General features: G+C 54.3%; 20 protein-coding genes and 2 pseudogenes. 17 read left to right on the forward strand and 5 right to left on the reverse strand.

All coding sequences use genetic code 11. From position 1 onward, the window contains the following. Positions 1-122 precede the first annotated feature (122 nt). The 6 genes from BY454_RS12810 to BY454_RS12830 all read left to right on the forward strand — a co-directional run bounded on the left by BY454_RS12810 (position 123) and on the right by BY454_RS12830 (position 6,232). On the forward strand, positions 123-806 hold the full coding sequence (locus BY454_RS12810; RefSeq protein ID WP_181049779.1) for a hypothetical protein: 684 nt from the start codon (positions 123-125) through the stop codon (positions 804-806). Then, positions 803-2,464, forward strand: coding sequence for an AAA family ATPase (locus BY454_RS12815; RefSeq protein ID WP_091704491.1), 1,662 nt, complete (start codon positions 803-805; stop codon positions 2,462-2,464). Before BY454_RS12810 ends, BY454_RS12815 begins: the two co-directional genes overlap by 4 nt. A 5-nt stretch (positions 2,465-2,469) precedes the next feature. Continuing rightward, a complete protein-coding gene (locus BY454_RS12820) occupies positions 2,470-4,035 on the forward strand; it encodes a TnsD family Tn7-like transposition protein (RefSeq protein WP_104417574.1) in 1,566 nt (521 codons plus the stop codon). Further along, on the forward strand, positions 3,971-5,218 hold the full coding sequence (locus BY454_RS12825) for a transcriptional antiterminator (RefSeq protein WP_146082712.1): 1,248 nt from the start codon (positions 3,971-3,973) through the stop codon (positions 5,216-5,218). Before BY454_RS12820 ends, BY454_RS12825 begins: the two co-directional genes overlap by 65 nt. Beyond that, positions 5,215-5,619 carry a Tn7-like element transposition protein TnsE gene (locus BY454_RS17195; protein WP_181049707.1) on the forward strand — a complete coding sequence of 135 codons (405 nt, stop codon included), beginning with the start codon at positions 5,215-5,217 and terminating at the stop codon, positions 5,617-5,619. The genes BY454_RS12825 and BY454_RS17195 overlap by 4 nt, the downstream gene beginning before the upstream one ends. Before the next feature lie 199 nt (positions 5,620-5,818). Beyond that, complete coding sequence (locus BY454_RS12830; RefSeq protein WP_104417576.1) at positions 5,819-6,232, forward strand: GNAT family N-acetyltransferase; 414 nt, start codon at positions 5,819-5,821, stop codon at positions 6,230-6,232. Positions 6,233-6,696: 464 nt separating this feature from the next. On the opposite strand, the gene BY454_RS12835 is transcribed toward BY454_RS12830, so the two are convergent. After that, on the reverse strand, positions 6,697-7,701 hold the full coding sequence (locus BY454_RS12835) for an IS110 family transposase (RefSeq protein ID WP_104417577.1): 1,005 nt from the start codon (positions 7,699-7,701) through the stop codon (positions 6,697-6,699). Between the two features lie 59 nt (positions 7,702-7,760). Here BY454_RS12835 and BY454_RS12840 point away from each other — a divergent pair, with 59 nt between their 5' ends. From BY454_RS12840 to panB, 6 genes and pseudogenes are all read left to right on the forward strand, one after another. Then, positions 7,761-8,207 carry a LysE family translocator gene (locus BY454_RS12840; RefSeq protein ID WP_258075653.1) on the forward strand — a complete coding sequence of 149 codons (447 nt, stop codon included), beginning with the start codon at positions 7,761-7,763 and terminating at the stop codon, positions 8,205-8,207. 437 nt (positions 8,208-8,644) lie between these two features. Next, positions 8,645-9,175: a helix-turn-helix domain-containing protein gene (locus BY454_RS12845; protein ID WP_104417581.1), complete on the forward strand. Its 531-nt coding sequence runs from the start codon at positions 8,645-8,647 to the stop codon at positions 9,173-9,175. After that, positions 9,172-9,891, forward strand: coding sequence for an AzlC family ABC transporter permease (locus BY454_RS12850; protein WP_104417579.1), 720 nt, complete (start codon positions 9,172-9,174; stop codon positions 9,889-9,891). Before BY454_RS12845 ends, BY454_RS12850 begins: the two co-directional genes overlap by 4 nt. Positions 9,892-9,894: 3 nt before the next feature. Then, entirely contained in the window at positions 9,895-10,242 is a 348-nt protein-coding gene (locus tag BY454_RS12855) for an AzlD domain-containing protein (RefSeq protein ID WP_104417580.1), read from the forward strand. A gap of 80 nt (positions 10,243-10,322) precedes the next feature. Then, positions 10,323-11,528 (forward strand): annotated as a pseudogene (locus BY454_RS12860) (IS3 family transposase). An 8-nt stretch (positions 11,529-11,536) separates the two neighbouring features. Beyond that, positions 11,537-12,367 (forward strand): 3-methyl-2-oxobutanoate hydroxymethyltransferase, encoded by an 831-nt coding sequence (panB, locus tag BY454_RS12865; protein WP_104417066.1) that lies wholly within the window; start codon positions 11,537-11,539, stop codon positions 12,365-12,367. Between the two features lie 305 nt (positions 12,368-12,672). Here the strand turns inward: panB and BY454_RS12870 are convergent. After that, a pseudogene (locus tag BY454_RS12870) lies at positions 12,673-13,866 on the reverse strand (transposase); the annotation flags it as partial. A gap of 205 nt (positions 13,867-14,071) precedes the next feature. Here BY454_RS12870 and BY454_RS12875 point away from each other — a divergent pair. Beyond that, a complete protein-coding gene (locus BY454_RS12875; protein ID WP_053115217.1) occupies positions 14,072-14,467 on the forward strand; it encodes an ectoine synthase in 396 nt (131 codons plus the stop codon). A gap of 663 nt (positions 14,468-15,130) precedes the next feature. Next, the gene (locus BY454_RS12880) at positions 15,131-16,525 is read left to right on the forward strand and encodes a diguanylate cyclase domain-containing protein (protein WP_146082713.1); all 1,395 of its coding nucleotides are present in this window, start codon (positions 15,131-15,133) and stop codon (positions 16,523-16,525) included. A 140-nt stretch (positions 16,526-16,665) separates the two neighbouring features. Here BY454_RS12880 and BY454_RS12885 read toward each other — a convergent pair whose 3' ends face one another. Continuing rightward, complete coding sequence (locus tag BY454_RS12885) at positions 16,666-17,652, reverse strand: DNA-binding protein (protein ID WP_041335998.1); 987 nt, start codon at positions 17,650-17,652, stop codon at positions 16,666-16,668. A gap of 324 nt (positions 17,653-17,976) precedes the next feature. Here BY454_RS12885 and BY454_RS12890 point away from each other — a divergent pair, with 324 nt between their 5' ends. The 3 genes from BY454_RS12890 to BY454_RS12900 all read left to right on the forward strand — a co-directional run bounded on the left by BY454_RS12890 (position 17,977) and on the right by BY454_RS12900 (position 24,005). Then, positions 17,977-19,236 carry a site-specific integrase gene (locus BY454_RS12890; protein ID WP_104417068.1) on the forward strand — a complete coding sequence of 420 codons (1,260 nt, stop codon included), beginning with the start codon at positions 17,977-17,979 and terminating at the stop codon, positions 19,234-19,236. A 7-nt stretch (positions 19,237-19,243) separates the two neighbouring features. Then, positions 19,244-22,282, forward strand: a complete 3,039-nt coding sequence (locus BY454_RS12895) for a Tn3 family transposase (RefSeq protein ID WP_258075655.1) — start codon at positions 19,244-19,246, stop codon at positions 22,280-22,282. A 304-nt stretch (positions 22,283-22,586) separates the two neighbouring features. Further along, positions 22,587-24,005 carry a TrkH family potassium uptake protein gene (locus BY454_RS12900; protein ID WP_104417069.1) on the forward strand — a complete coding sequence of 473 codons (1,419 nt, stop codon included), beginning with the start codon at positions 22,587-22,589 and terminating at the stop codon, positions 24,003-24,005. 65 nt (positions 24,006-24,070) lie between these two features. Here BY454_RS12900 and BY454_RS12905 read toward each other — a convergent pair whose 3' ends face one another. Beyond that, a complete protein-coding gene (locus BY454_RS12905; protein WP_104417070.1) occupies positions 24,071-24,838 on the reverse strand; it encodes an SDR family NAD(P)-dependent oxidoreductase in 768 nt (255 codons plus the stop codon). 62 nt (positions 24,839-24,900) lie between these two features. Further along, positions 24,901-25,236, reverse strand: a complete 336-nt coding sequence (locus BY454_RS12910) for a PilZ domain-containing protein (protein ID WP_104417071.1) — start codon at positions 25,234-25,236, stop codon at positions 24,901-24,903. Positions 25,237-25,277 lie beyond the last annotated feature (41 nt).

The following is a 25,277-nucleotide window of genomic DNA, read 5'->3' on the forward strand; positions in this document are numbered from 1 at the left end:
GGGCAACCCATATCTCTGGCAGCCTGAGCCAGGAAAACAACCGGATCATAGCTTAGGGACACCATCAGGTTGTCCAACTGGTTGGGTCCACCTCAGACCGTGATCCGGATATGCCAAACGATATGGCGTTAACCCCGCTCAATATCTGGAATTGGGGCATAAAGAATCGAACTGGTCGGTTGAAGAACGTATCGGAACAAGCCCTGCGGATTGCTTTGTTGCCGCGTCAAAAAGTCTATCTTTCTGATCTGGGGGTTAGTTGTTTTGGCGCTTACTACACGTCGAAGGAGTTGTTAGCCTCCGGATGGCTCCACCGTAACGGAGAACGCAGAGTCACAGACCTTCAGGCAGCCTACGATCCTGCAGTGGCTGATCATATTTATCTGTTCCCGGAAAAAGACAGTTCGGAATACTGGGTGTGTTCTCTGACCGATCGCTCACGCCAGTTTCGCGGCAAGTCCATGTGGGAGTTATGGACCAGCCAGGAAGAACAGCGAAAAGCCACGAGCGCCGCAAAAGTGGCCGAGACAATCAGTAAACGGGACCTGGAAAATCTGGTCAGCAACACCATCAAAAACGCCGAGCGTTCCCGTCCCACCATCAATAAACAGCAATCCAAAGCCGAAACGGTCAGGGGCATACGAGATAATCGCAAGCAAGAGCGAGATGCTCAAAGGGCCGAACAGACAAAAGCCCGGCAGCCCGACAATAGGAAACCGAAATCTGATGTAACCTACCTACATGGCAAACCCGACGATGGCGCCTATCCGGATTTACTGGATGAGCTGTTTGGAGACGACGAATGACCTTACCTTCCGGCATGGTAACTGCTGTTTACCAGGACACGGGAATACCGTCATACCATGGAAATCCACTGATTGAGGCTTTACCGCCAATTCCAGACCGTAAACAGCTCATAGCCGGGCTCAGTGAGACCACGGAGCTCCGACCGTCCGAAATATATCTGGACGGTCAGAGACGGGTTCATATCATCTCCCAGCTACTGGACGGCTTCTTTCAGCCGCTGGCACGCCATATTGAGCTGGAAGCAAAAATCTCGATCATGCTGCGCCAGGGGTACGTGGGTCGAAACATTGCTACTGGTGACCTCTCGGCCCACTTACAGAACGGCTATGAGCGCATCAAGAGTGGAGACTTGAAGGCATTCCGGTTTGACCATGTTGAGTCGACTGCGAAAAGCTTGGCGTTTATCGGGTGCTCGGGCTCCGGGAAAACCAGCTCTCTGAACCGTATTCTGGCAACGTATCCGCAGATGATTCACCACCCGGAACACAATTTCACACAGATTGTCTTCCTGAAAATCGACTGCCCCCACGATGGTGCTCTCAAGAGCCTATGCCATAACTTTTTCCGGGAAATCGATTCCATTCTAGGAACAGATTATGTCCGGCGCTACGGAGAAAAACGCCACGGCGTAGAAACAATGATTGCGTTGATGTCGCAGCTGGCAAACACCTATGCGATTGGCTTACTGGTCATTGATGAAATTCAGCACTTGAATGTTCGCGCCTCAGGCGGAGCGGAGAAAATGCTGAACTTCTTCGTAACGTTGGTAAACGAGATCTCCGTGCCGGTGGTAATGGTCGGAACACCAAAGGCTCGACCTGTCTTTGAAACCGACCTGAGGTCTGCTCGGCGCGGGGCGGGGTTTGGCTCCATATTATGGGAACCCCTGCGCCAGCCCACAGCTGAAGAAAATGTAGATCGAACCGAATGGGGCGCATTCACAAAAAAGCTCTGGAAGTACCAGTGGCTGACCAAAGCCAGTGACACTATGCCGGATGATTTAAGGGATCTTTGGTTCGACTTGTCTCAGGGCATCATGGATGTCGTCATCAAGTTGTTCGTGTTGTCCCAGATACGGGCGGTTGTAACAGGCACGGAACGAATCACGCCCAATATCATGAAAAAGGTTTATCACGACGAACTGAAGCCGATACACCCGATGATGGAAGCTCTGCGTTCCGGAGACCCGAGCAAGATAGCCCAATACTCAGACCTCACGATCCCTGATGTGGATAAGAAGATTTTGGAGCTCAGTACCCTCCTGGATTCAAGCAAAGACCAGATCCGGAAATCCGTTCAGTACAACGGCAACGATCAGGCAATTCGGCTGCACAACCTGCTGGTTGATATGGGCCATGAATCAGACCTTTTGGAACCGTTAATTCAACGAGCGTTCGAGGAGTACCCTGACCTACAGCTGAAAGACCTGATGCCCATCATTCTTAACTGGTACCAGTCTTCCGAGAAGACGCTACCGGTGACGGGAAAGCAAAAAATCAAATCGATTAAAATGAAAGAATGGCACACCCTTGAGTCAGACGATTTGCGCTTTATGCACTCCCAGGCGGCGAACGAGGACGAAATGCTGGATGCCGCGCGTCAATCGGGTCTGGTTTTTAACAGCGACGAGTGGCTCGGTTTTGGTAACCAGGCTTAGCTGCCATGCTGAACTTCCCGGTTCCGTACCCTGAGGAGCTGATATATAGCACAGTGGCCAAGGCAGGTATTCGGAAAGGAATTGCCAGCCCCAAGGAATTACTGACCGAAATTTATGGCAACCGCAATGTTATTGCAACGCTGGATTTGCCCAATCAATTGTCGAGGATTTCTCGGTGGCTGCCCCCTGATTATAGCGTTGAAGTGATTGCCTACTGCCACACGCTATTCCCCTTGTATGCCCCGTTTATCCCGGAAGAACGCCGAAAACGGTGCCTGGCATGGATGGCTGGAAAATGTCGAGGTGCGGCCCACCTGGCGATGGGTGTCGCTGCATCGCTTGTAAAAGTGCCTGGCCGTGTTCGATATTGTCCCGGGTGCCTCAAAGAGCAACAACGTACCTATGGAGAGTATTTCTGGAAGCGGGAGTGGCAGATAGCCGGAGTGGACTGTTGTGAGAAGCACGGCGAACTCTTACATACGGCCATTACCCGCCCCTTAGTCGATCAGCACCGCTACCATGACGCTTCGCCAGCCACTTGTCCGATATTCCCTCAAAAACCTGCTCGTAACGAATCAAAGATGGTTCTGACTCAGGTTAGGGAGCTATTGGAACAGCGACCGGCCATTTCACCGAGTTATGACCAGTGGTCTTCTCACTACCACCGATTGGCTCAACAGTCTGGTTTTATTCGCGGCCAGGCTCACATTGACCATGCCGCCATTGCCAAGTCTGTTTCAGATCACTGGCCTGCGAGGTTTTTGCGCCGATATGGTTTGGGAATAGATCGGAATTCGGATTACTGCTGGCTACGAGCGATTTTCCGGAAGCACCGGAAATCCTTTAGCTATCTGCAGCACATCGTTGTTCACCAAGCGTTGATCCCTGAGTGCTGGTCTATTACCGATGTTATTGAGGGTGTCAGAGAGTTGCCCTTGCCCGTACCTCCAGAATCATTAGAGTCAACCGGAAAGGCACACATTGGGTCTAAAGATGGTTTGACGCCAGATCAGAACGACTGGATTAAAATGCTGGCAGACCGGTCACCGAAAAAGGCCCGTGTGGCGGCCCCGGCACTTTACGCCCGGTTGTATCGGTACGATCGATTGTGGCTGAAGCAGGTCAATCAAGCTCAACCACGAACACAGGTTCTTAAAAGAAAACCGAGAATTGATTGGCGGCAGCGGGACCGGCATTATTTAACCAAACTGCGGGAAATTCTCAGGTTTTTGCGTGCGGCCCCACGCGGCCCCCGGCATTCACAAACGTATTTGCTGAAACAACTGGGTAAGCTCTCCACGCTGGAAAAGACACTCGATCGGTTGCCGCGAACCCGGCGACTGCTGGCACGTTATACCGAAAGCGTTCCCGAATACCAGGTACGGCGGCTGAGAAACGCTTGGTGGGAATTAAAGCAGGAGTTTCAGTACCCACCACGTTGGCGTTTGATCCGTATCGCCGGGCTAAGTGAAACACGGCTTACCGACCAAGCACGGGATTACTTGCATGGCCTCGAAGAGAACGAAGAAGACACCAACGATCAAGGGAATCAAGGACAACAGCCAGGTTAAAGAAATTGGCTCAATGGTTCGTGATCTGCGAACTCCAAACTGGTACATCGAGGTGAAGCTGGATCCGGCCCAAGAAAAGGAAAAGTTTGGCATATCCCAGCTGGGCCTGATACCGAGGCGGCGTGCGTTAAATGTGACAAAGGCCGGAGGCTCCAAAGTTGCCGGTTATGAAAAGGACTTAAAGATAAACAGTACCAGCACCTGGTCGTCTTGCCGGATAGCCGACTGTCCAATAGTAAACATTCGCAGGCAGGGAGACCGGCAGCAATGGTGTTTTAGCTTTGAAGCCGGCGATACACAGTTTTTCCTGCCACAAATAGAAATGGCCCGGGCCCTTTTTTTCCATTCTGCCTACCTGACTCGCCTAGCAATGAACCCGAATGGATTAGACGAGGAATTCGACGTTCAGATGGGTGAGAACCCGAATAGGGCAGAGATCCATATCTTGCCAAGTAGCTCACTGCCTAGGGTAGTGCGAGGTAACCCCAGCCAACGCAGAATGCTGGCGTGGCTTCTGTTGGATAAAAAGGTTCGGAACTCGTTTCAAAGCATCGCCCAATACCAACTGACAGAGGGCGAAGTTAGAAATGGTCGCCGGTACTGGCCGTTCCGTTTCGATCCCCCGCCTTTAGAAAACGTGAAAATGAAGGTGCGAGGTCAATACGCCAAAGAGTCTGAGCTTTTTTTCGTGTATGAAATACACAGTCTTACAAACCTGAGCAGCCAGATCCCGAAAGAGATAGAGTTCTTCGATCCGAAATTCAAGGAGCAAAAAGCAGGGAAAAAAGGCAGTACCACAGAAAGAGGGGGAACGGATGGCCCACCGGAGATTAATGATGACGAGCTGCCAACTACCGGTGCAGATGAGTACGTGCTGGAGGTCCCGGAAGTAGAATTGGAGTTCTCCGAGCCTGCTTACACTACCCGCAAGCCTTCGGATGGCAGACGTAAGTCTGCTGCCAGAAAGGGAAAATCAGAGGGAGGCGTTGTTGATCTGGCTGACGGCACAACGGATGTCAGTACTGATGAGCCAACCGTTCGAGGAGAGCTGCCAGCGGGTGTTTCTGATGGCATTGATGACCAGAGTGAGGATTCACATCTATTCACCCACAAATTTGAAGCATTTATTGCCATGAGCGACCTGTTGGAAATCAAAGGTTGCCGAATCGTGGCTGAAGAATGATTCCGCTACCGGCGCTGAAAGGTCACTCGAAATATCGACTGCCAGATGGCAACCCAAGATACTTGCTTTACCGTGTGTTCAGATATCAAAACCAGAATTATGCATTGGTGGAGGTTGATACCGTAGGCTCTGAAGCAAGACTCTCGACACTGCTTCTGAAGCAACCATCTGAAAAATACGATTGGCACTCAAAGCTTTCGGCTATGGGCTGGTCGTTGGTGAAGACTTCCTTACGTTGGCCCACCAATAAGAGGCTTGAAAAGGACTTTCCTGCCGGGTTTCGTCGAGTTCCTCATCAACAAAACATCCAATCAAGACTGGGCCGAAAAGACACCGCTACATTGAGCCATTGGATGGGCCGGCTCTATTCTGTACTTGCTGATTTACATACATCCATTTGATCCAGTATGATTGGCGGAGCAAATCGCGGGCGCTCAATGATTACATGGCAGAGATGGCCATGCTTGGCTAAGCTATTGTTTCATTGATTTATGTGTGGCGTGATTGATGGTTTACCGGCAGTAATAATGACCCAGTCAAATTTCTTCAATGATAAAGCGCGCTGCCTAATTGCTGTTATAAATCAGGGAGTAGCGATCAATGGAATGGCGCAAGGATGATTACCTAATAACTGACGATACATCCAAGGTGCAACTGGATGTCGTTCACCGCTTGCTTGCTGCAACCTATTGGGGTGACCGCCGTCCCACGGAAACAGTAGAGCGCATGGTTGCTGGCTCTATTTGTTTCAGCCTTTACCATGGTCCCACACAGATTGGTTTTGGGCGGGCAGTCACCGATAGTGCTACGTTCACCTGGGTAGCGGATATTGTGGTTGAGCCCGAGTATCGGGGCACTGGCTTGGGGCAGTGGATCATGGAATGCTTGGTTGCTCACCCGGCTGTAAAAGGAACCCAAATGGTATTGCAAACCCGCGATGCTCAGGGGTTGTACGAGAAGTTCGGCTTCTCTGGAAACAGCGCTCTCATGAGCACCAAAGTCACTGATTTATAACACATATGAGCCTTCTCGGAATCAACAGGCAATAGTCATTTTTTTGGCCGCGCCAGCGGCCAACCTAAACCCATGAGCAAGAACGCCTGCTTCGTCAGTCTCGCGGAGCTGTCAGGCACTTACAGCAAACACATATAGGGGCTCTCTTACGTGGCTTTAGGCCACCGCCTGACCGGTCGTTCCATCAGTGGGTCAGGGGCACCAGACATTCATCGGTTAACCGGTCACTGGCACTATTCAAGGTGTCGGGCTGCATGGCTCCAGTTAGTGTCAGGCTCAGGACCGGTGTAAGCGCACTGGCTCATGGTATTAAGGCACGCCCACGGGCTGGCCAATCAAGGCATCTGGTTTCGACATCGGTGACAGAAAACCGCTTCGGCATCGGCGTACCAGTCAGCGGACTCGCAGTCTTCGGTGTCATCCTTTCTGATCCAGTTAGACGTCATGCTCAGCCCGAGGCGTGACTAACCTTTCAGGAACCGTTGTTCATCGAACACCCGTTTGTCTTTGAGCATGAAGTACACCGCTCGTCCCAGCTTGTGGGCCAGGGCCGACAGGGCCTTGGCCTTGTTCATCCGCCTCTGAAGCTTCTCAACGTAGCGCTTGGCCTTGTCGTTGTTACGGATGAACAGCACAGCAGCTTCTGAGAACGCCCACTTCAGATGGGCATTGCCGATCTTGTTGCCCTGAGTGCCGTAAACCTTGCCGGCGGATTCCGCCTTGCACTTCACCAGGCGAGCGTAGGACGCGAATTTCTGAACCGATTCGAAGCGCTGGATATCGCCGACTTCGTAGAGAATGGTCAGGGCCAGGATTCGACCGACTCCTGGAATGGTTTTCAGCACATTGAGTGATGCCGGGTCGTGTTTCTTGGCTTGCTGCTCCAGGTGCCATTCAAGCTTTTTGAGTTCGTGCTGGTAACAGTCGACGATCGCCAGGTCCAGATCGACGTTGCGCTGAACATCTGGATCGGTAAACGCAGCGGTCAGTTGTGAGCGGCCGCCAGGGTTGTTGAGGTTGGCTTTGCTGGGCGGCATATTGTACTGCCCCAGAGTGTTCACAGCGTGGGCCTTGAGCATGGCCCCATGCCGGACGATGCGAGTGCGACGGCGCAACAGATCGCGGGTGGCCCGCATCTCCTTGGGGTAGACGTAAGCCAATGGGAAATTACCGCCCCGCATGAGCATCGCGATCTTGAAGGAATCGATGCGGTCGTTCTTGGCTTTACCGCCGTGGATCGCCTTCATGTACAGCGCATGGCCCAGAATGAAGTTGATGCCGTGTTCTTCGCACAGGTCCGAGATCCAGTACCAGCAGTGCATGCACTCGACCCCGACCACCAGGTCATCACGAAAGGGTTCCAGCAGAGCCAACAGCGATTCCGGGCGGGCTTTGACTTCCTTGTGCAGCAACACCTCGCCTTGCTGGTCGATGATGCAGACATACAGGTTGCGGGCGTGCAGGTCGATTCCACAATAATGGCGTTGCTCTCGGAGACTCCACTGCTCTTCTGTTTTCTCTACTAGGCTTGGGAGCTCTTTTAACCACCTCAGCGTTTTGGTTCACAGTGGTCAAGTGGGCCGGAGGTCTTTACCTCCTTTACCTGGGAATTAAGCTTCTACGTTCTGGTGTTCAAATTGGAGGAATCGAAAAGACAGCAGGGGGTGGATCGAGATGGAAATTGTTCCTCAATACCTATCTGGTAACCGCCCTTAACCCAAAAGGAATTGTTTTTTTCGTTGCGTTCTTGCCCCAGTTTGTGACGCCAGCCGCGAACGTTACGCAGCAGCTCTGGCTTCTGGCGATTACATTCGTGGTCTTGGCCACGATCAACGCAACACTGTACGCTCTGTTTGCCGCATCGGCCCGTCGGTTTCTCACCTCGCCCAGAGCACAACGTCGTTTTAATGTGGTGGGCGGCACTCTCTTGTCTTCTGCTGGGGTGTGGGCATTGCTGGCAAAAAGGTCGGTTTGAAACGTATAGGACATAGAAAAGAGATCAGGAAGCTGGGAGCATGCAGTTGTTCCGTGGTTCGAACCCGTGAAGAAGTTAGTATCTCGGTGATGCTGATTGGCAACACTGTGGGGATGGTAGAAATAGGGTTAGAGAGTACGAAGCATGTCACCATCTAGAACGTGGAGCATCACCTGGTGTTGCTGGACGAGGCGCCCCGGATACGCATCTCATTAAATCTTCCATTTGGCACTGATAAATACGTAGACAATGCCTTGGTGAATGCCCGCTGGTTAATTGCAGTGACGGCGCGTCAGGCGGCACCTCCTTGCTGTTAGCCGGATGCGAACGAGAGCCTTAGTAGCACTAGGATGCTGCCGCTATTAGCACCTCATAATTGACATTTCCTTGTTCCTTTTGTAGAACGTTCTATAAATGGAACATTGGAAGTGGTTTACATGGATCAGCATTCTCTCGAAACCCTGGGGCGACACCTTCAGTCCCTTCGGGTAGCTCGCGGATGGTCGCTCTCGGGGCTGGCCGCCGCTGCAGGTGTTGCCAAGTCGAATCTTTCCCGCCTGGAACAGGGAAATGGGAATCCGACCCTGGATACCATCTGGCGACTGGCGGTTCAGCTTAATGTCCCCTTCGGCAACCTCGTTGCCCCGATCCGTGTGCCGGTTGGTGAGGAAGGTGTGCAGGTCCGGCTTGTGGATCAGGGGGAAGACAATCCCCGGGTAGACGCTTACTGGATGTCGTGCGCTCCCAATACCACACGCATGGCGGAGAGCCATACGCCGGGAGCAGAGGAATCCGTTACCGTTGTCAGTGGTCAGCTGGAAGTCGGTGTCACTGGCCACAGCCAGCATTTGCGGGCTGGGCAGAGTCACACCTTCGATGCGGAGCAACCTCACCTTTATCGCACCCGGGACTCCTGGGCCACGTTACTGGTCACCATCGTGTATCAGAAAGAAGGTGAGGAATCATGAGCGACCAGGCAATCAGTGCGGGCGGGCGCGCGTGGGTGAGTGGGGTACGGGATGCGACTCCGCTGCTCGGTGGCTACATTCCGGTGGCGATTTCGTTTGGCCTGATCGCCAATCAGGCCGGTTTCAGCAGCTGGGAAGCCATCATCATCTCCCTGGTTATCTATGCGGGTGCCTCCCAGTTCCTGTTTGTTGGCATGGTGGCGTCGGGAGCCCCCTTGTGGCTTGTGGTTGTGATGACGCTGCTGATCAATGCCCGGCATCTGGTTTATGCCCCGAACCTGGCCCCCTGGCTCAACGGGAACCGGTGGTGGTTCTGGTTGATGCACGGGCTGACGGATCAGGTCTTCGCTCTGGCGCACACCCGCCTGCCGGCGTTGCCACCCTCGGAACGCCTGGGGTGGTTCACTGGCGCCATGTTGCTGGCCTGGTTCAGTTGGGTAGGGGGCACGGCCCTAGGAGCTTTTGTGGGGCAGGAGCTGACCGGGCGCTGGCCATTACTGAATGACGTTATGCCCTTCGCGCTACCGGCCCTGTTTGTGGTTCTATTGGCCCCGAGATTCACTTCCTGGTTATGGGCTGCAGCGCTCGGGTGTGCCATTGTCGTGGCGTTGTTGTTCGCGGCTAATGGCCTGCCCAATATGGCGATACCGGTTGCGGCGCTTCTGGGCGCGGCGGTGTTCTTTGTGATGCAATCCAATACACGGGCGGAGGTTTAACGCATGGCTGGTGAGCTGTGGGTTGCGGTGATGGTTGCCGCAGCGGGTACATTGTTAATGCGTTTGTTACCACTGGTGTGGATGCAGAGGCGTCTGGCTCGGGAAGACAGTCAGGGCGGTACAGCGGCCATGCCCAGGTGGCTCGGGGTGCTCGGCCCGGTGATGATTGCGGCCATGCTGGGGGCTTCGCTGGTTCCCGCAGCCGGCACCCTGAATGCCTGGGTTGCAACGGCTGTTGGGGGATGCGTAACCCTGCTAGTCTGGTGGAAAACAAAGTCCCTGGGGTGGCCGGTTGTCTCGGGCGTTGTGGTGTTTGGTGTGGTGCGGTTTCTCAATTTCGTTGTGATTTAACTGATCAAGGATTGAAGTGGACCCCAAATTTTGGACAGGAGCCTAAGCTCTGATTCATCATCTCCAGAAGGAGGAGAATCATGAGCAAGAAACGCAAGCAATACAGCGCATCATTCAAGTCCAAAGTTGCCCTGGCCGCCATCAAAGGTGACCAGACCACATCCGAAATTGCTGCCCGTTTCCAGATCCACCCCACCATGGTCAGCACCTGGAAGCGCGAGTTGCTGGAGAATGCCCCGGGTCTCTTCGAAGGCAAGAAGAAGGCCGGCAAGCAATCCGATGAACCCAGCACAGACGAGCTGTACCGCGAGATTGGCCGACTGACGGTGGAACGCGATTTTTTGTCGCGCAAGCTCGATCAGTAAGCCGTCAACAGCGGTTGGCGATGATCGAGCGAGGTCATCCCAAGATCAGCCTTTCGCGCCAGTGTGAGCTGCTCAAGCTGAGCCGCTCATCGGTGTACTACGTCCCTCGTGAGCAATGTCAGGAGGATTTGCATCTGATGTATCTGATTGATCAGCAGCACCTGGAAACGCCGTACTATGGCTCTCGCAAGATGCGGGTCCACTTGCAGCACCAGGGCTACCGGGTCAATCGGAAACGGGTGCAGCGGCTGATGCGCACCATGGGCATTCAGGCCGTGTACCCGCGACCAAGAACCAGTGTTCCGGGCGACGGGCACAAGGTGTACCCGTACCTGCTCAAGGGCTTGAAGATCGATCGTCCCAACCAGGTTTGGGCAACTGACATCAGCTACGTGCCGCTGGCCCGGGGCTTCATGTATCTGGTCGCCATCATCGACTGGTACAGCCGCAAGGTGCTGTCCTGGCGGATCTCCAACACCATGGACACAGACTTCTGCGTCGATGCACTGGAGGAGGCCCTACAGCGCCACGGAACACCGGAGATCTTCAACACCGATCAGGGCGTCCAGTTCACCAGCGAGGCCTTCACAAGCGTTCTCAAAGAGCATGGCCTCCGGATCAGCATGGACGGTAAAGGCTGCTACCATGACAACATCTTTGTGGAACGGCTCTGGCGCAGCGTCAAACACGAGTGCGTCTACCTCACTGCCTTCGAGGATGGCCGACACTTGAAGCAGGCGCTCCACCGGTACTTCCGGCATTACAATCAGACCCGGTACCACCAAACCCTTGATTACCAAACGCCCGATGAGGTGTACTACGGGCAATCCATATCTCTGGCAGCCTGAGCCAGGGAAACAACCGGATCATAGCTTAGGGACACCATCAGGTTGTCCAACTGATTGGGTCCACCTCAGATAGGAGTGAATATGAGTACTCATACTTCCAGCCAGAAGATAACAACCTCTAAGATTCAGGCCATGAAAGGACGAGGTAGCATTGTTTCCCTTACAGCATACACGAAGCCCATGGCAGAACTCATGGACCCTTTTGTCGATCTGATCATCGTCGGGGATTCCACAGGGATGGTGGCTTACGGATACGATTCTACGCTGCCCGTTACTCTGGATATGATGATTAACCATGGTGCAGCAGTGGTGCGTGGCAGCCAGAAAGCCTGCGTCGTTATCGATATGCCCTATGGCTCGTATCAAGAAAGCAAGGAGCTGGCTTTCCGAAACGCGGCGCGCTTACTGACAGAAACTGGTGCTCAGGGCATCAAGGTTGAAGGTGGGTTAGAGCTTGTTGAAACGGTGGAGTTCCTGGTCAGTCGTGGTATACCGGTAATGCCACATATTGGCTTGCGTCCTCAGCATGCAAACACTATGGGCGGATTTAAGGCCCAGGGCAGAGATGAGGCTGCAGCCAAACGGTTGGTTGAAGAAGCACAGGCTTTTGAGTCTGTAGGCGCGTTCTCAGTCTTAATTGAAGGGGTATTTGAAGCCGCCGCGCGGCGTGTTACGCAATCTTTAACCATTCCTGCCATTGGTATTGGCGCATCTCCCGAGTGTGATGGCCAAGTGCTGGTAACGGAGGATATCCTAGGCTTGTTCTCTGACTACACGCCGAAATTTGCCAAAAAGTACGTCGATCTGAGCGCCCAAATCAAGGATGTGTTTGCGCTGTATGAAAGAGAGGTCAGAGCCGGCGAATTTCCCGCAGAGGAGCATTGCTTTGGGATTAAGAAGCAACCAACTTAGATTGTCGGGAGGGCCAAGGGGTTGTGTGTGAACAAGTGCGAAACAAAGGGAATGAGCCGAACCTGGGCAAGCCTGAGTACCTCTATCACGGTAGTCGACAAAAAACCGTTCGGCTAGGAGTCTGCGCGGCAGAAGTATTTTAAGCCAACATTCCCACTGCACCTGACAAACGGTTGGGCTCATGGTCGCGGCCGACCGAGATATCCAGCCAGGCTAAATCTCGATTTTCCGCCACCGTCCTGGCTACAGGCAAGATGACAGCCGTACATTGGGCACTCTATACGGCAAAGTATCCCTCAGATTTTCTACATCAGTCTCATCAGTGTGCTCATCCGCCTGAGGTTGAGCGACAGGCAGACCAGATCCCATTCACCTTGTACCGCGTTGAGACCTCGCAGACTGAACTGCCGGAACCCCAGCACATTCTTGATCCAGCCGTTGACCGCTTCAATCAAGTGCTTGCGCTGCCCATAAACGGATCGTCCGGCTGCGGTGGCCAGTTTCTCCGCCATCCGCGCCGTCGCCGGATACCGGGTCGCATCTATTTCTCCGGGTTTTCTGCCTTCCCGTCGCAGTGACACATAACCATCAATATCCTTGGACTCCAGGGTCTGAAGATCATCTTCCTTACGGTAGCCGGCATCGGCCAGACACTGCCGGGGATAGGTACCCAAGGTGTCTTTCACCTCGTTCAGTAAGGGCAGCAAACAACCGTTATCACTGGGATTACTACCCTGATGATTGGCAACAATAAGCTGGAACTCACCATCAACGGCCAGCTGGCCGTTGTAGCATTGCTGGAACCCATCTGAGGTTTTCATAATCCGGCTTTGGGGATCGGTGAAGTTACTCTGATCCTTGTCGTCCGGTACCCCGTAATCCCGTTTGAAATTCCGGCCACCACGGGGTGAGCGGCGATCGTCGTCCGGAGAGCGGCCCCGGGCCTTGTCCCGCTCCTTCTGGTCCGCTTCCAGCTTCTCCTTGGCGGCACGGATCTTGTCCAGTCGTGCCTGGCGGTGCTGAAGCTCTTCAGGGAGTTCATCACCGCGTTGATCCGGGCCGAACTGCTGATCTTCCTCTTCATCCGTTCGACGAGCCTGGCGGCACAGCTCATCCACCTCTTTGGACAGGCGTTTCTCTTCTTCCTGCATACGGCCATAACTCATGGCCTTGTGTTTGCTCGCGTTGGCCCGAACCTTGGTGCCATCAATCGCAAGTGTCCCCAAAGTGATCAGTTCCGCTTCCTGGGCGATCCGGACGACCTGAATAAACACAGCCTTGAACGCCGCCAGATGCTGTTTGCGGAAATCGCAAATGGTTCGATGCCTGGGAAAATTGCCTGCTGCCAGTACCCGGAAGGCCACGTCCTCTTCCAGCTTCCGGGCGATTTTGCGGGATGAAAATGTGCCCGTCGCGTAGGCGTAGATCAGAACCTTCAGCATCATCCGTGGATCGAAGGGGGAATTGCGCCGGCCGTCACCGTCGTAACGGGCATAAAAGGGCCACCTCACGAGACGGAAAATATCGCACGCTAAGCCTCTCGCGGCGTTCGGAGCGGCCACACCGGGCAATGACAGCCGGGAAGCGCTAGAGGGGTATGACCAGTGGCGGGAGGAAAGGGCCGCTTGAACTATATAGATGCCTAATGTTTATACTATAAGGCGTTTTAGCCCGATTCTGGCCAACCAACCATGAGATACGCCCATGAAAATCGTTAAAGTTCAGGACATCATTGGTACCGAGCGTGAAGTCAGCGACAAGCAGTGGACCAGCCGCCGCCTGCTGCTCAAGAAGGACGGAATGGGATTTTCCTTCCACGAAACCATCATCAAGGCAGGCTCCGAGCACACTTTCTGGTACAAGCACCACCTGGAAGCCGTTTACTGCGTTGCCGGTAACGGGCGCATCAAGGACCTCGCCACGGGTGAAGTTCACGAGATTACCGACGGTACCCTCTACGCCCTGGACAACCATGACAAGCACACTCTGTACGGTGGTACCGAGGACATGCGCCTGATCTGCGCCTTCAACCCGCCGGTGACCGGCCAGGAAGTCCATGACGAGGACGGAGCCTACCTGGCGGACACCAGCGATAACTGATCCGCCCTGATAGGGCGGCTGATCTGACCGCTGGCACACCGCCAGCGCGCCTGCTGCCGGTGTTGCTTTGGCTGGCACGCCCTTACCAGCGAGCCCCGATCTTGGTGGCGCCACCACTGGCACGTTTGTCCGGCCTGCGCCTGGGCATTGGTAAAGAATGAGACGGGCTATGACCACAGCATGGCTGCGGCTAGCATGTGAAGGCGCTATCGGAAGCACGCAAGTGAGTTAAACAGAGTTTCCACAGAGGTCCACACCACCGCAATAGAGGAGGGGGTCCATACACGTCCAATAATTTCCTATGGTGACATGGGCCCGTGCAAGCTTCTGTAAAGCGCGTTTTCAAAAATGAAGGGATCTCAACGGCGGAAGTAACCACCTGGAGATTAGTGGCAGACGATCAATAAGCCATTGGTTTACCGAGCGAACTAACCAAAGCGCTCAGTGCGTCTCTTCAAACTGACTTTCCGCTGTAGATCAGGGGCGTGGTTGTTGTATCGGGGCTTTCTTAACACCCAATTTATGAACGCTTGCATTTCATCTCTGCGGCCAAAAGCGGGATATGATGACTTCAGGCTTTTTAGTGAGGTCAAAATGTACACTTTATTAATATCGGGTTGATCAACGGAGCAAATCCCTTGCTCCGACATACTGGTGTCCATCTTGCAAAACTACAGCGAAAACTCCGTCAGTGATGACGTTGATATAACTCCCCACGTCACCGGCGAAACTTCAGAGTATTTGGGGCGGCTGCTCATTGGTGACGATGAGCCGCGGTTGCTTAACAGTTTATGTTCGATATTGCGTGACAAGGGGTTCGAGGTTGACGGTGCCGAGGATGGCGACGCCGTCTGCCAGCGATTACGAGAGAATGCCTATGATCTGGTTTTGTTGGATATCCGCATGCCTGGAAAGAGCGGTTTAGAGATCATGGCCTGGTTGAAAGAAACGGGCGTTGACGCTCCGGTCATCATTATCAGCGGGCATTCCGACTATCGCATCGTCAGGCAAGCATTCAAGCTGGGTGCCTGCGATTATCTAAGAAAGCCCTACGATGTAGATGAATTAATTCGGGCTGTCGGCGGCACGGTTTTAGAACGACGGCAGGCCCGCTCTCAGGCGGCTACGGGCTGGTCTAACCCGCTAACGGCCGATTTTTTTAAGCACACACTTGATCATCTTCCGGATCTGGTTTTTTCACTGGATGAGCGCAAGTGCATCAACTATCTGAATCATCACTCCGAGAGTCTCTTGGGATTACCGACAGAGGAGCTGATTGGCCAACCGTTTTCTCAGCTCGTTCATGAGGGTGACATCGCTAAGCTTCCACTGTTATTTGGTAAGAACGAGGTGGGAGAGTCAGTAACCCAAGAGATCAAACTTAAAACTTACCATGGAGGGATCGGTTACCTGGATTGTGACATTACAGTTGCCTCTCCGCTCGAGGCGAACAACACCGCGCTAACTTATGCAAAGCCCCCTCCAGCGAAGCCTCCTTTTTTGGGCATTGTGCGGGACATCACGGAGCACAAACGGACACTGGCATTGATGGAGTTTCATGCTTCTCACGATACACTGACCGGGCTGCCGAATAGGAGCCTGTTTATGGACCGACTTACCTTGGCTGTCAGTCAGGCGAGCCGAAATGGGCAGAAGCTTGCCGTGCTTTTTATCGACCTGAACGATTTCAAAGCGGTAAACGATACCTACGGGCATGGGGTTGGCGATCAGCTGTTGCAAAAAGTCGCCGCCGGTCTGACACATTGTCTGCGAGAGGGGGATACCCTTGCCCGCTATGGTGGTGATGAATTTACGGTCCTGTTGCCCTCGCTTGACGAAAAAAAGGACGCCGCAACGGTCGCACGCAAACTTATGAACTCGCTCGAAACCCCTTTTCAGTTTGAGGGCACCGACCTTCGTGTCTCTATCGGAACCAGCATCGGGATTGCAATGTACCCTGAAGACGGGGCGGGGGCGGAAACGCTGGTAGAGCGGGCAGACATGGCCATGTATGCCGTGAAACAGAAGAAAAAAAACGACTTTTATTTTTACAGCTAAGCATGATGGACGACAAAAGACCGGACAACACGTCGCCCTAAACCCGTCCTCCAAACCACGCGGGCTCCCCAATGAAAAACACCTGAGACTTGAGCGACAATAGCCTTGCAGTAGGCTTTAAAACATAGTCTGGAGGAATTTCAAGAAACTCTGTCCACCTCGTCGGAGTCGTTGCCAGCGCTCAAGCGATCCAACAGCTCATTCTTCACGCTCAGCTCGGTTTCAAGCTGCTGCACCTTCGCTTTCAGTTGGTCGTTCACGCGCTGCTGCTTTTCAAGGGCAGCCTTTCGCTGGCGTAACGCCACGACTTGCTGCTCTAGCCGCACTGTTTTGTCGGCCAGACGACGATTTTCGCGCTCCCGCTCGCCCAGCTGCCGGGTCAACTGATCCGACTGCTTTCGAGTTTCAGTCACCTCCGTGAATAGCCGGGTAATCTCCCGGGTGGCCTGGGTCTGCTCGTCGCGTTTCACGGCTAAGGCTTGTTGCAGGTGGCGTTGCTCTTCCTGGACTTGCTGAATCTGCTGCTCATGCCGCCGCTGATCCTGATCGCGCTGCTCTTTCACGGAGCCGCGATAGTGCTCCAGCGCCTGCCGGGCATGGTTGTGTTTTTCTTCGAGTGAATTCACCTGGCGTTGCTTGTCCTGAACCTGCTCAGTCAAACTTTCAATGCGTTGGGCCTGTGCGCGGTTATCGCTTTCGAGTTTTGAGAGCGCCTCACGCAGCCCATGGATCTCCGCCTGTAAATCATCCCGCGCCTGAGCCAACACTGCATTTTGCGCCTGGTGTTGCCTGGTCTCAGCGGTCTGTGCCGTCAAGGCATCCTGCAGGCTGGCCACCTCGGCCTGGTGGCGCTGTTCGGCCTGCTCAATGGTCTCCCGCGCGTCCTGGCGTAATTGCCGAGCCAGTTGGCCCACCAAGTCGGTTACGTGGTTGCTCAGAAGCGCTTCGTCGTCCAGACGGGTGCTTTCACGCGCCTCAATCGCTCTCAGGTGGTTGCTGATGGTGGTCTTTGAGCCGGTGTTGCCCAGCTCGGCTCGTATGGCGTCGATGGAGGGGTGAACATTGCGAGCCAGAAGACGTTTACGGGCGTCCTCGACCAGGGGTTGGGTGATGCCGCCTCGGGCCATGATCGTGTCCTTATGTCTATTTCGTACTGTGGTACGTATTATGTAATTACATACTATATACACCAGAAAGATCGTTGGAAAGTACAGCTTTACAGACATGTGATAATCCAGAGTTATCCATTGTGATGCTCATTTCGACGGCTATACTGACCGATGCTCGGTACGATATGACTCGAGTTGCCGCCCCGGACCAAGGCCGCACCAGGAGATCAAAAATGCACAAACAAGCCGAACCACTCGATCAACACGAGTGCGAAGCAGCCGAACGTTGGATAAGGGAAGCGACAAGAACATTGCCGAAATCGGACGACGCTGGTGCGCCCAATGACGGTTGATCGGTACGTTCGGGCTGCTACCCGCGACAATACCCGACGGAGCTACCGATCCGCAGTCGAGCATTTTGAGGTGACCTGGGGTGGGTTTCTGCCCGCAACCGCCGACAGCGTTGCTCGCTATCTCGCCGATCATGCCGAGAGGCTTTCTGCCGCCACCCTGAAGCAGCGCCTGGCGGCGCTGGCACGCTGGCACCGGGACCAGGGTTTTCCAGATCCGACGAAAGCTCCTTTAGTGCGCACGGTTCTGAAGGGCATTCGCGAAGAGCATCCCTACCGGCAAAAACAAGCCAAGCCACTGGCCATCACCCAGCTCCAGCAACTGGATCAGTGGCTGGCCGAACAGATCGCGCAGGCGCGTCAGCATGATTCAAGGCGCCTCGGGGTCTGGTTACGCAATCGGGCTATGGTCTTGCTCGGATTCTGGCGAGCCTTTCGCAGCGACGAACTCTGTCGGTTAACCATTGAAGATGTCGCACTGGCCCCCGCTGCCGGTATGTCCTTGTACTTGCGGAGGAGCAAGGGGGATCGTCAGGCCGATGGTCGCCTGTACAAGGTGCCAGCTCTGAGGCAGTGCTGTCCCGTGGACGCCTGTCAGGATTGGCTGGACTTTTTGAACCAGCCCAGCGGTGCGCTATTCAGGGCGATTGATCGCTGGGGAAATATTTCCAATACTTCATTGCACCCGAACAGCATCGTGCCGGTACTGCGCCAGCTTCTGGCCGACGCAGACATTGACGCTGTGGAAGCGTTCAGCAGCCACTCGCTGCGACGCGGTTTTGCCACCTGGGCCAGTGCTTCCGGTTGGGAAATCAAAGCGCTGATGGAGTACGTCGGTTGGCAGGATACCCAGACCGCCTTGCGATACATTGAAGCTAAATCGCCGTTCGAGCAGGCCCTGATGCAAATCCCAACCCAAGTGGCGTCGTCTGTCGGCCAACCACGCCTGGCGAGCGTATTCGAACCGCGCCACCGGGCATTGACCGTCCAGCTCACCCTGGAGCCGCAACGTCCTCGCAGCCGGAAACACCACCAGGCCCGCACGGTAATCGAAGCCCATTGCCTGAAACCGTTCGAGATGGAACAGCAGAACAATGGAGACTACCGCATTGAGGTGCCTGCAACGTCGGATGAGCAGCTGGACGAAATGATGGACGACTTGATCGATGAGATACACCGCATTGCGTCCGACAAAGCCTGCTGGGTGGAGACACTGATCACGGACCCGGCCACCGGGCAAGCATGGGATTGAGCCGGTCATGAGTGCTATTCAGGAAACAGCCTATCCACGGTTTCGGACGGATATCCCGCAACAGGAACTTGATGCAGTGTACACGCCCACGTCCGGCGAACAGCGCTGGGCTCGTCGGCGCACCCGGCAGATCCTGGAGCGCTTCTTTTTATTGCTGCACCTGAAGGCGTATCAGAAACAGGGGTTCTTTTCCTCGTCGGTCGGTTTGCCGGGCGATTTGCGTCGTCACATTGCGCAGTGCCTTGGTCTCGACAAGCAACCGACCAAAGCCCAACGACAACAGTATGATCGTTCTGCCACCCGTAAACGCCATATCCCGTGGATTCGAACCTATGTGGGCAGCCGGACTCTGGACGAGGCGGCTCATGCTTGGCTATCGAGCCAAGCGAAGAAAGCCGCCGAGTCCCGCGAGGTGCTGGCCGATATCATCAATATCCTTCTGGAAGAGTTGGTGCGTCACCGTTTCGAAATTCCCGGCTTTACGGTGTTATTGAGGCTCGCCAAGAATGCCCGGGCCACCGTCAATGACCGCTGTTACCGGTCCATCGTCAGCGAACTCAACGACGAAACAAAGGCACTGGTCAATGACTTGCTGGTATCGCCACCGGGAATCGAGATCAGCGGTTGGCAACGGCTGAAGCGAGAAATCCGCAAGCCGACCAATAAAGAAATCCGGTCCTACCTGCAACACCTCAAGTGGCTGAAGGATATCGTCGAGCAATTGCCGGGTGTCAAATCAATTCCCGTGATCAAGCGGCGACAGTTCGCCCACGAAGCACGAGCGCTGGATGTGGCCAAAATGGCTCGAATCCCTGCGCGTAAACGCTATGCCCTGGCGGTGGTCCTGATCCGGCAACAGTATGCCCAGGCGCTGGATGATACCGCCGAGCTTCTGATCAAGCTGATGAGGCAACTGGAAACCACCGCCCAGCAAAATCTCCTGGCCTATCAAATGGAGCAGACCCAGCGCACCGATCGACTGGTCTCCTGCTTTAAAGACGTGTTGACTGCCATGGAGGCCGAGCCGAACCCGTGGCAATCGCTTCAGGCCGTTGTCGGAGACAAGCGCCAGGAGTGGCTGGACGAATGCGAGGAGCATCTGGCCTACGCGGGCAATAACTACCTGCCGTTCATGTTGCGACCGTTTCGAACCAAACGCAGCCTGCTGTACAACTGCCTGGAAATACTCACGTTTCAAAGCACCTCCAGCGACTTACTGTCGATTCAACTGATCGAGTTACTCCGGAAGACCCGTTCATTGAAAGCCGAGACGTTGGATTTGCGGGTCCATTCGCCGGATCTGGTCGAAATCATCCAGCAGACCAAGTGGACGCTCGAAAAGTGGCGCCGTCTGATTTTCATCCGGCCGGACAGTGTGACGGTTCACCGTAAATATTTTGAGTTGGCCGTTTTGAATCTGGTGAAACAGGAACTGAAGTCTGCCGATCTGGCGGTTGTTCACGGGGATCGCTTCGATGACCATCGCGATCAACTGGTGAGCTGGTCGGATTACGAGCAGGAAATTGATCAGTACGGGCTGGAAGTGGAGCTTCCCATCGAACCGAAGGCTCTCAGCCGCCATCTCAAAGATCAGTTGACTCAGGTAAGCCGCTTGGTGGATGCCGCCTTCCCGGACAATACACACGCCGCAATCGAAGACGGTCGCATCGTGATCAAACGCAACCAGAAGCAGGGGTCACCGACCAATTGGCAGGCCCTGGATGACGACATCACGCGGCGGCTTGGCACCCGCAGCATCGTCGACGTACTGGTTGATGCGGAGCGATGGCTTGGGTTACACCGTGAATTCGGGCCACTGTCAGGCTACGAGGGGCGCGTGGAAAATCCCAGGCTACGGTTCATCGCTACGCTCTTCTGCTACGGCTGCAATCTGGGTCCCTCCCAGACGGCGGACTCTATCAAGCAACTGAACCGTCGCCAAGTGGCCTGGCTCAATCTCAACCACGTCACAGAAGATAGACTGGACCGCGCGGTCGTCAAGGTCATCAACGCGTACAAAAAATACGAACTGCCCGGTTACTGGGGCACAGGCCGACGGGCTGCCGCCGACGGCACTAAATGGAACCTCTACGAGCAAAACCTGCTCAGCGAATACCACATCCGCTATGGCGGTTACGGCGGTATCGGTTACTACCACGTCTCGGACACCTACATCGCGCTGTTCAGTCACTTCATCCCCTGTGGGGTTCACGAGGCGGTGTACATCCTCGACGGATTGCTTGAGAACCAGAGCGATATCCAGCCGGATACCTTGCACGGTGATACGCAGGCCCAGAGCTATCCCGTTTTCGGGCTGGCGTACCTACTGGGGATCAAGCTGATGCCGCGTATCCGGAATATCAAGGATCTGAACTTCTACCGGCCCGACAGGCGGTTCCGTTACGCGCATATCGAAGAGCTGTTCAACGGTCATATAGACTGGGCGCGGATTGAACGACACCTCCCGGATATGTTGCGTGTGGCCGTGTCCATCAAGCTTGGTAAAATTACGGCATCAACGATCCTGAGGCGGCTGGGAACCTACAGCCGCAAGAACAAACTGTATTTCGCCTTCCGGGAGCTGGGTAAGGTCGTGCGGACCGGTTTCCTGTTGAACTACATCGACGATGTGGAATTACGTCAGACCATTCACGCCGCAACCAACAAGAACGAGCAGTTTAACGGGTTTGCAAAATGGAGTTTTTTTGGTGGCGAGGGCATCATTGCGGCCAACCTCCGGCACGAACAGCAAAAGGTGGTGAAGTACAACCACCTGGTGGCGAATATGCTTATCTTACACAACGTCGAAGCCCTCAGCCGGGTGTTACGCGATATGGCAGCGGAAGGGATCGCCATCACCGAAGATGTCTTGAAAGCGCTATCGCCGTACCGAACCCGTCATATCAATCGTTTTGGAGATTACACATTGGACTTTAGACGTCCGGTAGGGCAGCAGTTGTTTGATTTGAAACTTGCTGAGCTTACCCCTCAAGGGACGGCCGGTGATCAGGTTAACCCCAAACATGAGCCGAAAAATACGGGCTAAACTACAACTAATTCATTTGGTTAGGGGTGTTTTTAGACTATTTTTCACGTTTGTCTGCCAACCCTCATATACTGAAACTACCTTAGCTTGGACTTCTCAAAGCACAAGGTACACGCACGCACAACTGCGCATAATGTATATTATGTTAAATTAGATATCTATCGATTGTCGAACATCATCTGCAGAAGCCCTTTTCTTGCGGTTGGCACTGCCCCCAAGTATCCTGACGCCGTTTCTTTCTAGTAGCTGACTCGAGCCACATACCTTGAGAAACCTGACCCCTGTCATATTTATCGTCAGCGCCATGTTCGTGCTGCTGAGTATCTTCATGACGCTGCCAGCGCTGCTCCTGTTGGGCGATCCTGGTGGTGCGCCCAACTCTATGGCGTTTGCCGAGTCAGCAGCCATTGCCTGTGGTCTGGGCGTTCTGGGATTGCTTGCCACCTACCGGAACACGGGCGATCTGAAGACGCGGTACATGTTCGTGCTCACGGTCTCCAGCTGGTTCATTATCTCGCTGTTTGCGGCCCTTCCTTTTTATCTCAGTGATAACAATATCTCTTTCGTTGATGCCGTGTTTGAAGGTACCTCTGGTATTACGACCACCGGCGCTACCGTTTTCAGCGGGCTGGATCAGATGGACCGTGATCTGCTGCTTTGGCGCTCTATTCTGCAATGGCTGGGTGGTATCGGGATTATCGGTATGTTCGTTGCCGTGCTGCCGTTCCTGCGCGTCGGTGGCATGCGCCTGTTTGCCACGGAATCGTCAGAATGGACCGAGAAAGGCCTGCCGCGCATGAAAACGCTCAGCCGCGGGTTGCTGTTTGTGTATGTGGTGTTTTCTGTTGTGGCGGTGGTGACTTACTGGCTATCCGGGATGACGCTGTTTGATGCCTTCAACCATGGTTTGACCAGTATTGCCACTGGCGGTTTTTCCACATCTGACTTATCCATGGGGAAATTTAGTGATCTTATTCTCATGGAAGCCACCTTGTTTATGATCATCGGCAGCTTGCCGTTTTTCCTGTTTGTTCGGGAAATGCACGGTCAGCATGGTGTGCTGTTCAGGGACAAGCAGGTGCGATTGTTTCTCGCCATTCTTTTGGTTGTTCCAGCGCTGATGACCGTATATCACTGGTGGGTATCACCGGTGGATTTCGACCTTCTGCACAACTATGCCATCACGGTATTCAACATTACCTCTGTAGTGACAACAACCGGCTATGCCTCTGAAGACTATTCCGCCTGGGGGCCACTTGCTTTCGTGGTGTTTTTTTTCCTGATGTTTGTGGGCGGTTGTTCGGGCTCCACGGCAGGTGGTATGAAGATTTTCCGCTTCCAGTTGTCGTTGATCATCCTGCGCGAGCAGTTAATGCGCCTTTTGCATCCTCGGGCAGTGTTCACGCGAAACTACAACAATCGGGCGGTCAGCGATGAAATCATCTCCTCGATGATTGCCTACACGTTTATTTTTCTGCTGTGTTTGCTGATCATCACGATATTACTGGCATCGCTCCAGTTGGATTTTGTTACGGCCCTGTCGGGTGCCCTCACCTCTCTGACCAATGTCGGCCCCGGCCTGGGCGAAATCATTGGGCCTGCCGGCAACTTTGGCCCCCTGCCCGATGCAGCCAAGTGGATACTGGCGGTCGGTATGTTGATGGGGCGTCTGGAAATCCTGAGCGTGGTGATCGTGCTGACGCCAGCGTTCTGGAGGCACTGAGACAGCCCCGCTGAATGGGGCCGCCTGAACAGGTGCGGCTCAGGCGGCAAGAAAGAGATCACCGGTTAGTGGGCTGTGTAGCCCCCGTCAATCACCAGCTCACTGCCAGTCATGAACTTGGATTCATCCGAGGCCAGATACACAATACCCCAGGCGATATCATCCGGCTCGCCCATATGCCCGACCGGATGCAATTCTGCGGTTGCCTGCCTTGCGGCTTCGGGGTCATCCATAGTCTGCATGTGTTTCTCAACCAGTGGCGTCCAGATGAAGCCAGGGTGAACGGAGTTAACGCGGATTTTTTCCTTGGCGTAGGTCATCGCATCGGTTTTGGTCATTAGCCGGACAGCGCCCTTGGAAGCGTGGTACGGCGGAATATCCGGGGCACTCACCAGCCCGTAGATCGACGACAAGTTGATAATGCTACCGGCACCGGCAGCCCTCATGTGGGGAATGGCGTGCTTGGTGCAGAAGAATACGCCTTTTACGTTGATGGCCTGCACCTGGTCCCATTCTTCTTCGGTCAGTTCATCGGTTGGCTTGTTGGGCCCGGCAATACCCGCGTTGTTGACGATTACATCCAGTTTGCCGAAATGCTCGGCCACGCCATCAATCGCTTTTTTGACCTGATCTTCGTCGGCAACGTCGCAGTGCCAGTACTCTACTTTAAAGCCTTTAGCGGCCAATTCCGTCACCAGCGCTTTGCCTTCGTCATCCAGTATGTCCAGAATGCCCACGGCTGCGCCCTCTTCCACCATGCGCTCAACCGTAGCCCTGCCAATCCCCACGGTGCCACCGGTTACCGCTGCTACCTTGCCTGCTAGTCGTGACATAATAAATTGCTTCCTTTTATGTTTGGTTCAATGGAGCCTGCCGTGTTCAAGCAAACACGTCATTAGCCATCTTGAGCTGCATGGGTATTCTCATTCAACCACATGATTAATGCGAAGATTGCCCGCGTATTGTTTTCTGCACCGTCGAAATCAAGGCCAAAGCCATCCTTGGAGCGCCGTACCACATGGGCGCTGAGCGTCTGGTGGTCTTCGGTGATTTCCGGCACCCGAAAACCCAACTGTATCGTCTGGTTCAGGCGGACGTCGCTATAATCGGTGCTGACAAAAACGCCTCGCCGAGAGGCATCCCTGATTTCTCCGGTGCCTACGGGCATGCCCTTTTTATAAACAAGTATCGGTAACTGCCCTTCAATTCGCTGGCTCAGTCGGTGTTCCATTTTCTGCCCATCCTCGGTTTGCTAAAGCCTGTTTGGAGCAC

It is taken from the genome of Marinobacter persicus (genome assembly GCF_002934325.1).
GTDB classification, from domain to species: Bacteria; Pseudomonadota; Gammaproteobacteria; order Pseudomonadales; family Oleiphilaceae; genus Marinobacter; species Marinobacter persicus_A.

Coding starts and splice junctions, on each gene's coding strand:
- BY454_RS12885 (WP_041335998.1), bottom strand. CDS start 17,652: ATGGCCCGAGGCGGCATCACCCAACCCCTGGTCGAGGACGCCCGTAAA.
- BY454_RS12855 (WP_104417580.1), top strand. CDS start 9,895: ATGGCTGGTGAGCTGTGGGTTGCGGTGATGGTTGCCGCAGCGGGTACA.
- BY454_RS12895 (WP_258075655.1), top strand. CDS start 19,244: ATGAGTGCTATTCAGGAAACAGCCTATCCACGGTTTCGGACGGATATC.
- BY454_RS12890 (WP_104417068.1), top strand. CDS start 17,977: ATGACGGTTGATCGGTACGTTCGGGCTGCTACCCGCGACAATACCCGA.
- BY454_RS12820 (WP_104417574.1), top strand. CDS start 2,470: ATGCTGAACTTCCCGGTTCCGTACCCTGAGGAGCTGATATATAGCACA.
- BY454_RS12815 (WP_091704491.1), top strand. CDS start 803: ATGACCTTACCTTCCGGCATGGTAACTGCTGTTTACCAGGACACGGGA.
- BY454_RS12850 (WP_104417579.1), top strand. CDS start 9,172: ATGAGCGACCAGGCAATCAGTGCGGGCGGGCGCGCGTGGGTGAGTGGG.
- BY454_RS12825 (WP_146082712.1), top strand. CDS start 3,971: ATGGCCTCGAAGAGAACGAAGAAGACACCAACGATCAAGGGAATCAAG.
- BY454_RS12900 (WP_104417069.1), top strand. CDS start 22,587: ATGTTCGTGCTGCTGAGTATCTTCATGACGCTGCCAGCGCTGCTCCTG.
- BY454_RS12875 (WP_053115217.1), top strand. CDS start 14,072: ATGAAAATCGTTAAAGTTCAGGACATCATTGGTACCGAGCGTGAAGTC.
- BY454_RS12910 (WP_104417071.1), bottom strand. CDS start 25,236: ATGGAACACCGACTGAGCCAGCGAATTGAAGGGCAGTTACCGATACTT.
- panB (WP_104417066.1), top strand. CDS start 11,537: ATGAGTACTCATACTTCCAGCCAGAAGATAACAACCTCTAAGATTCAG.
- BY454_RS12905 (WP_104417070.1), bottom strand. CDS start 24,838: ATGTCACGACTAGCAGGCAAGGTAGCAGCGGTAACCGGTGGCACCGTG.
- BY454_RS12845 (WP_104417581.1), top strand. CDS start 8,645: ATGGATCAGCATTCTCTCGAAACCCTGGGGCGACACCTTCAGTCCCTT.
- BY454_RS17195 (WP_181049707.1), top strand. CDS start 5,215: ATGATTCCGCTACCGGCGCTGAAAGGTCACTCGAAATATCGACTGCCA.
- BY454_RS12830 (WP_104417576.1), top strand. CDS start 5,819: ATGGAATGGCGCAAGGATGATTACCTAATAACTGACGATACATCCAAG.
- BY454_RS12810 (WP_181049779.1), top strand. CDS start 123: ATGGCGTTAACCCCGCTCAATATCTGGAATTGGGGCATAAAGAATCGA.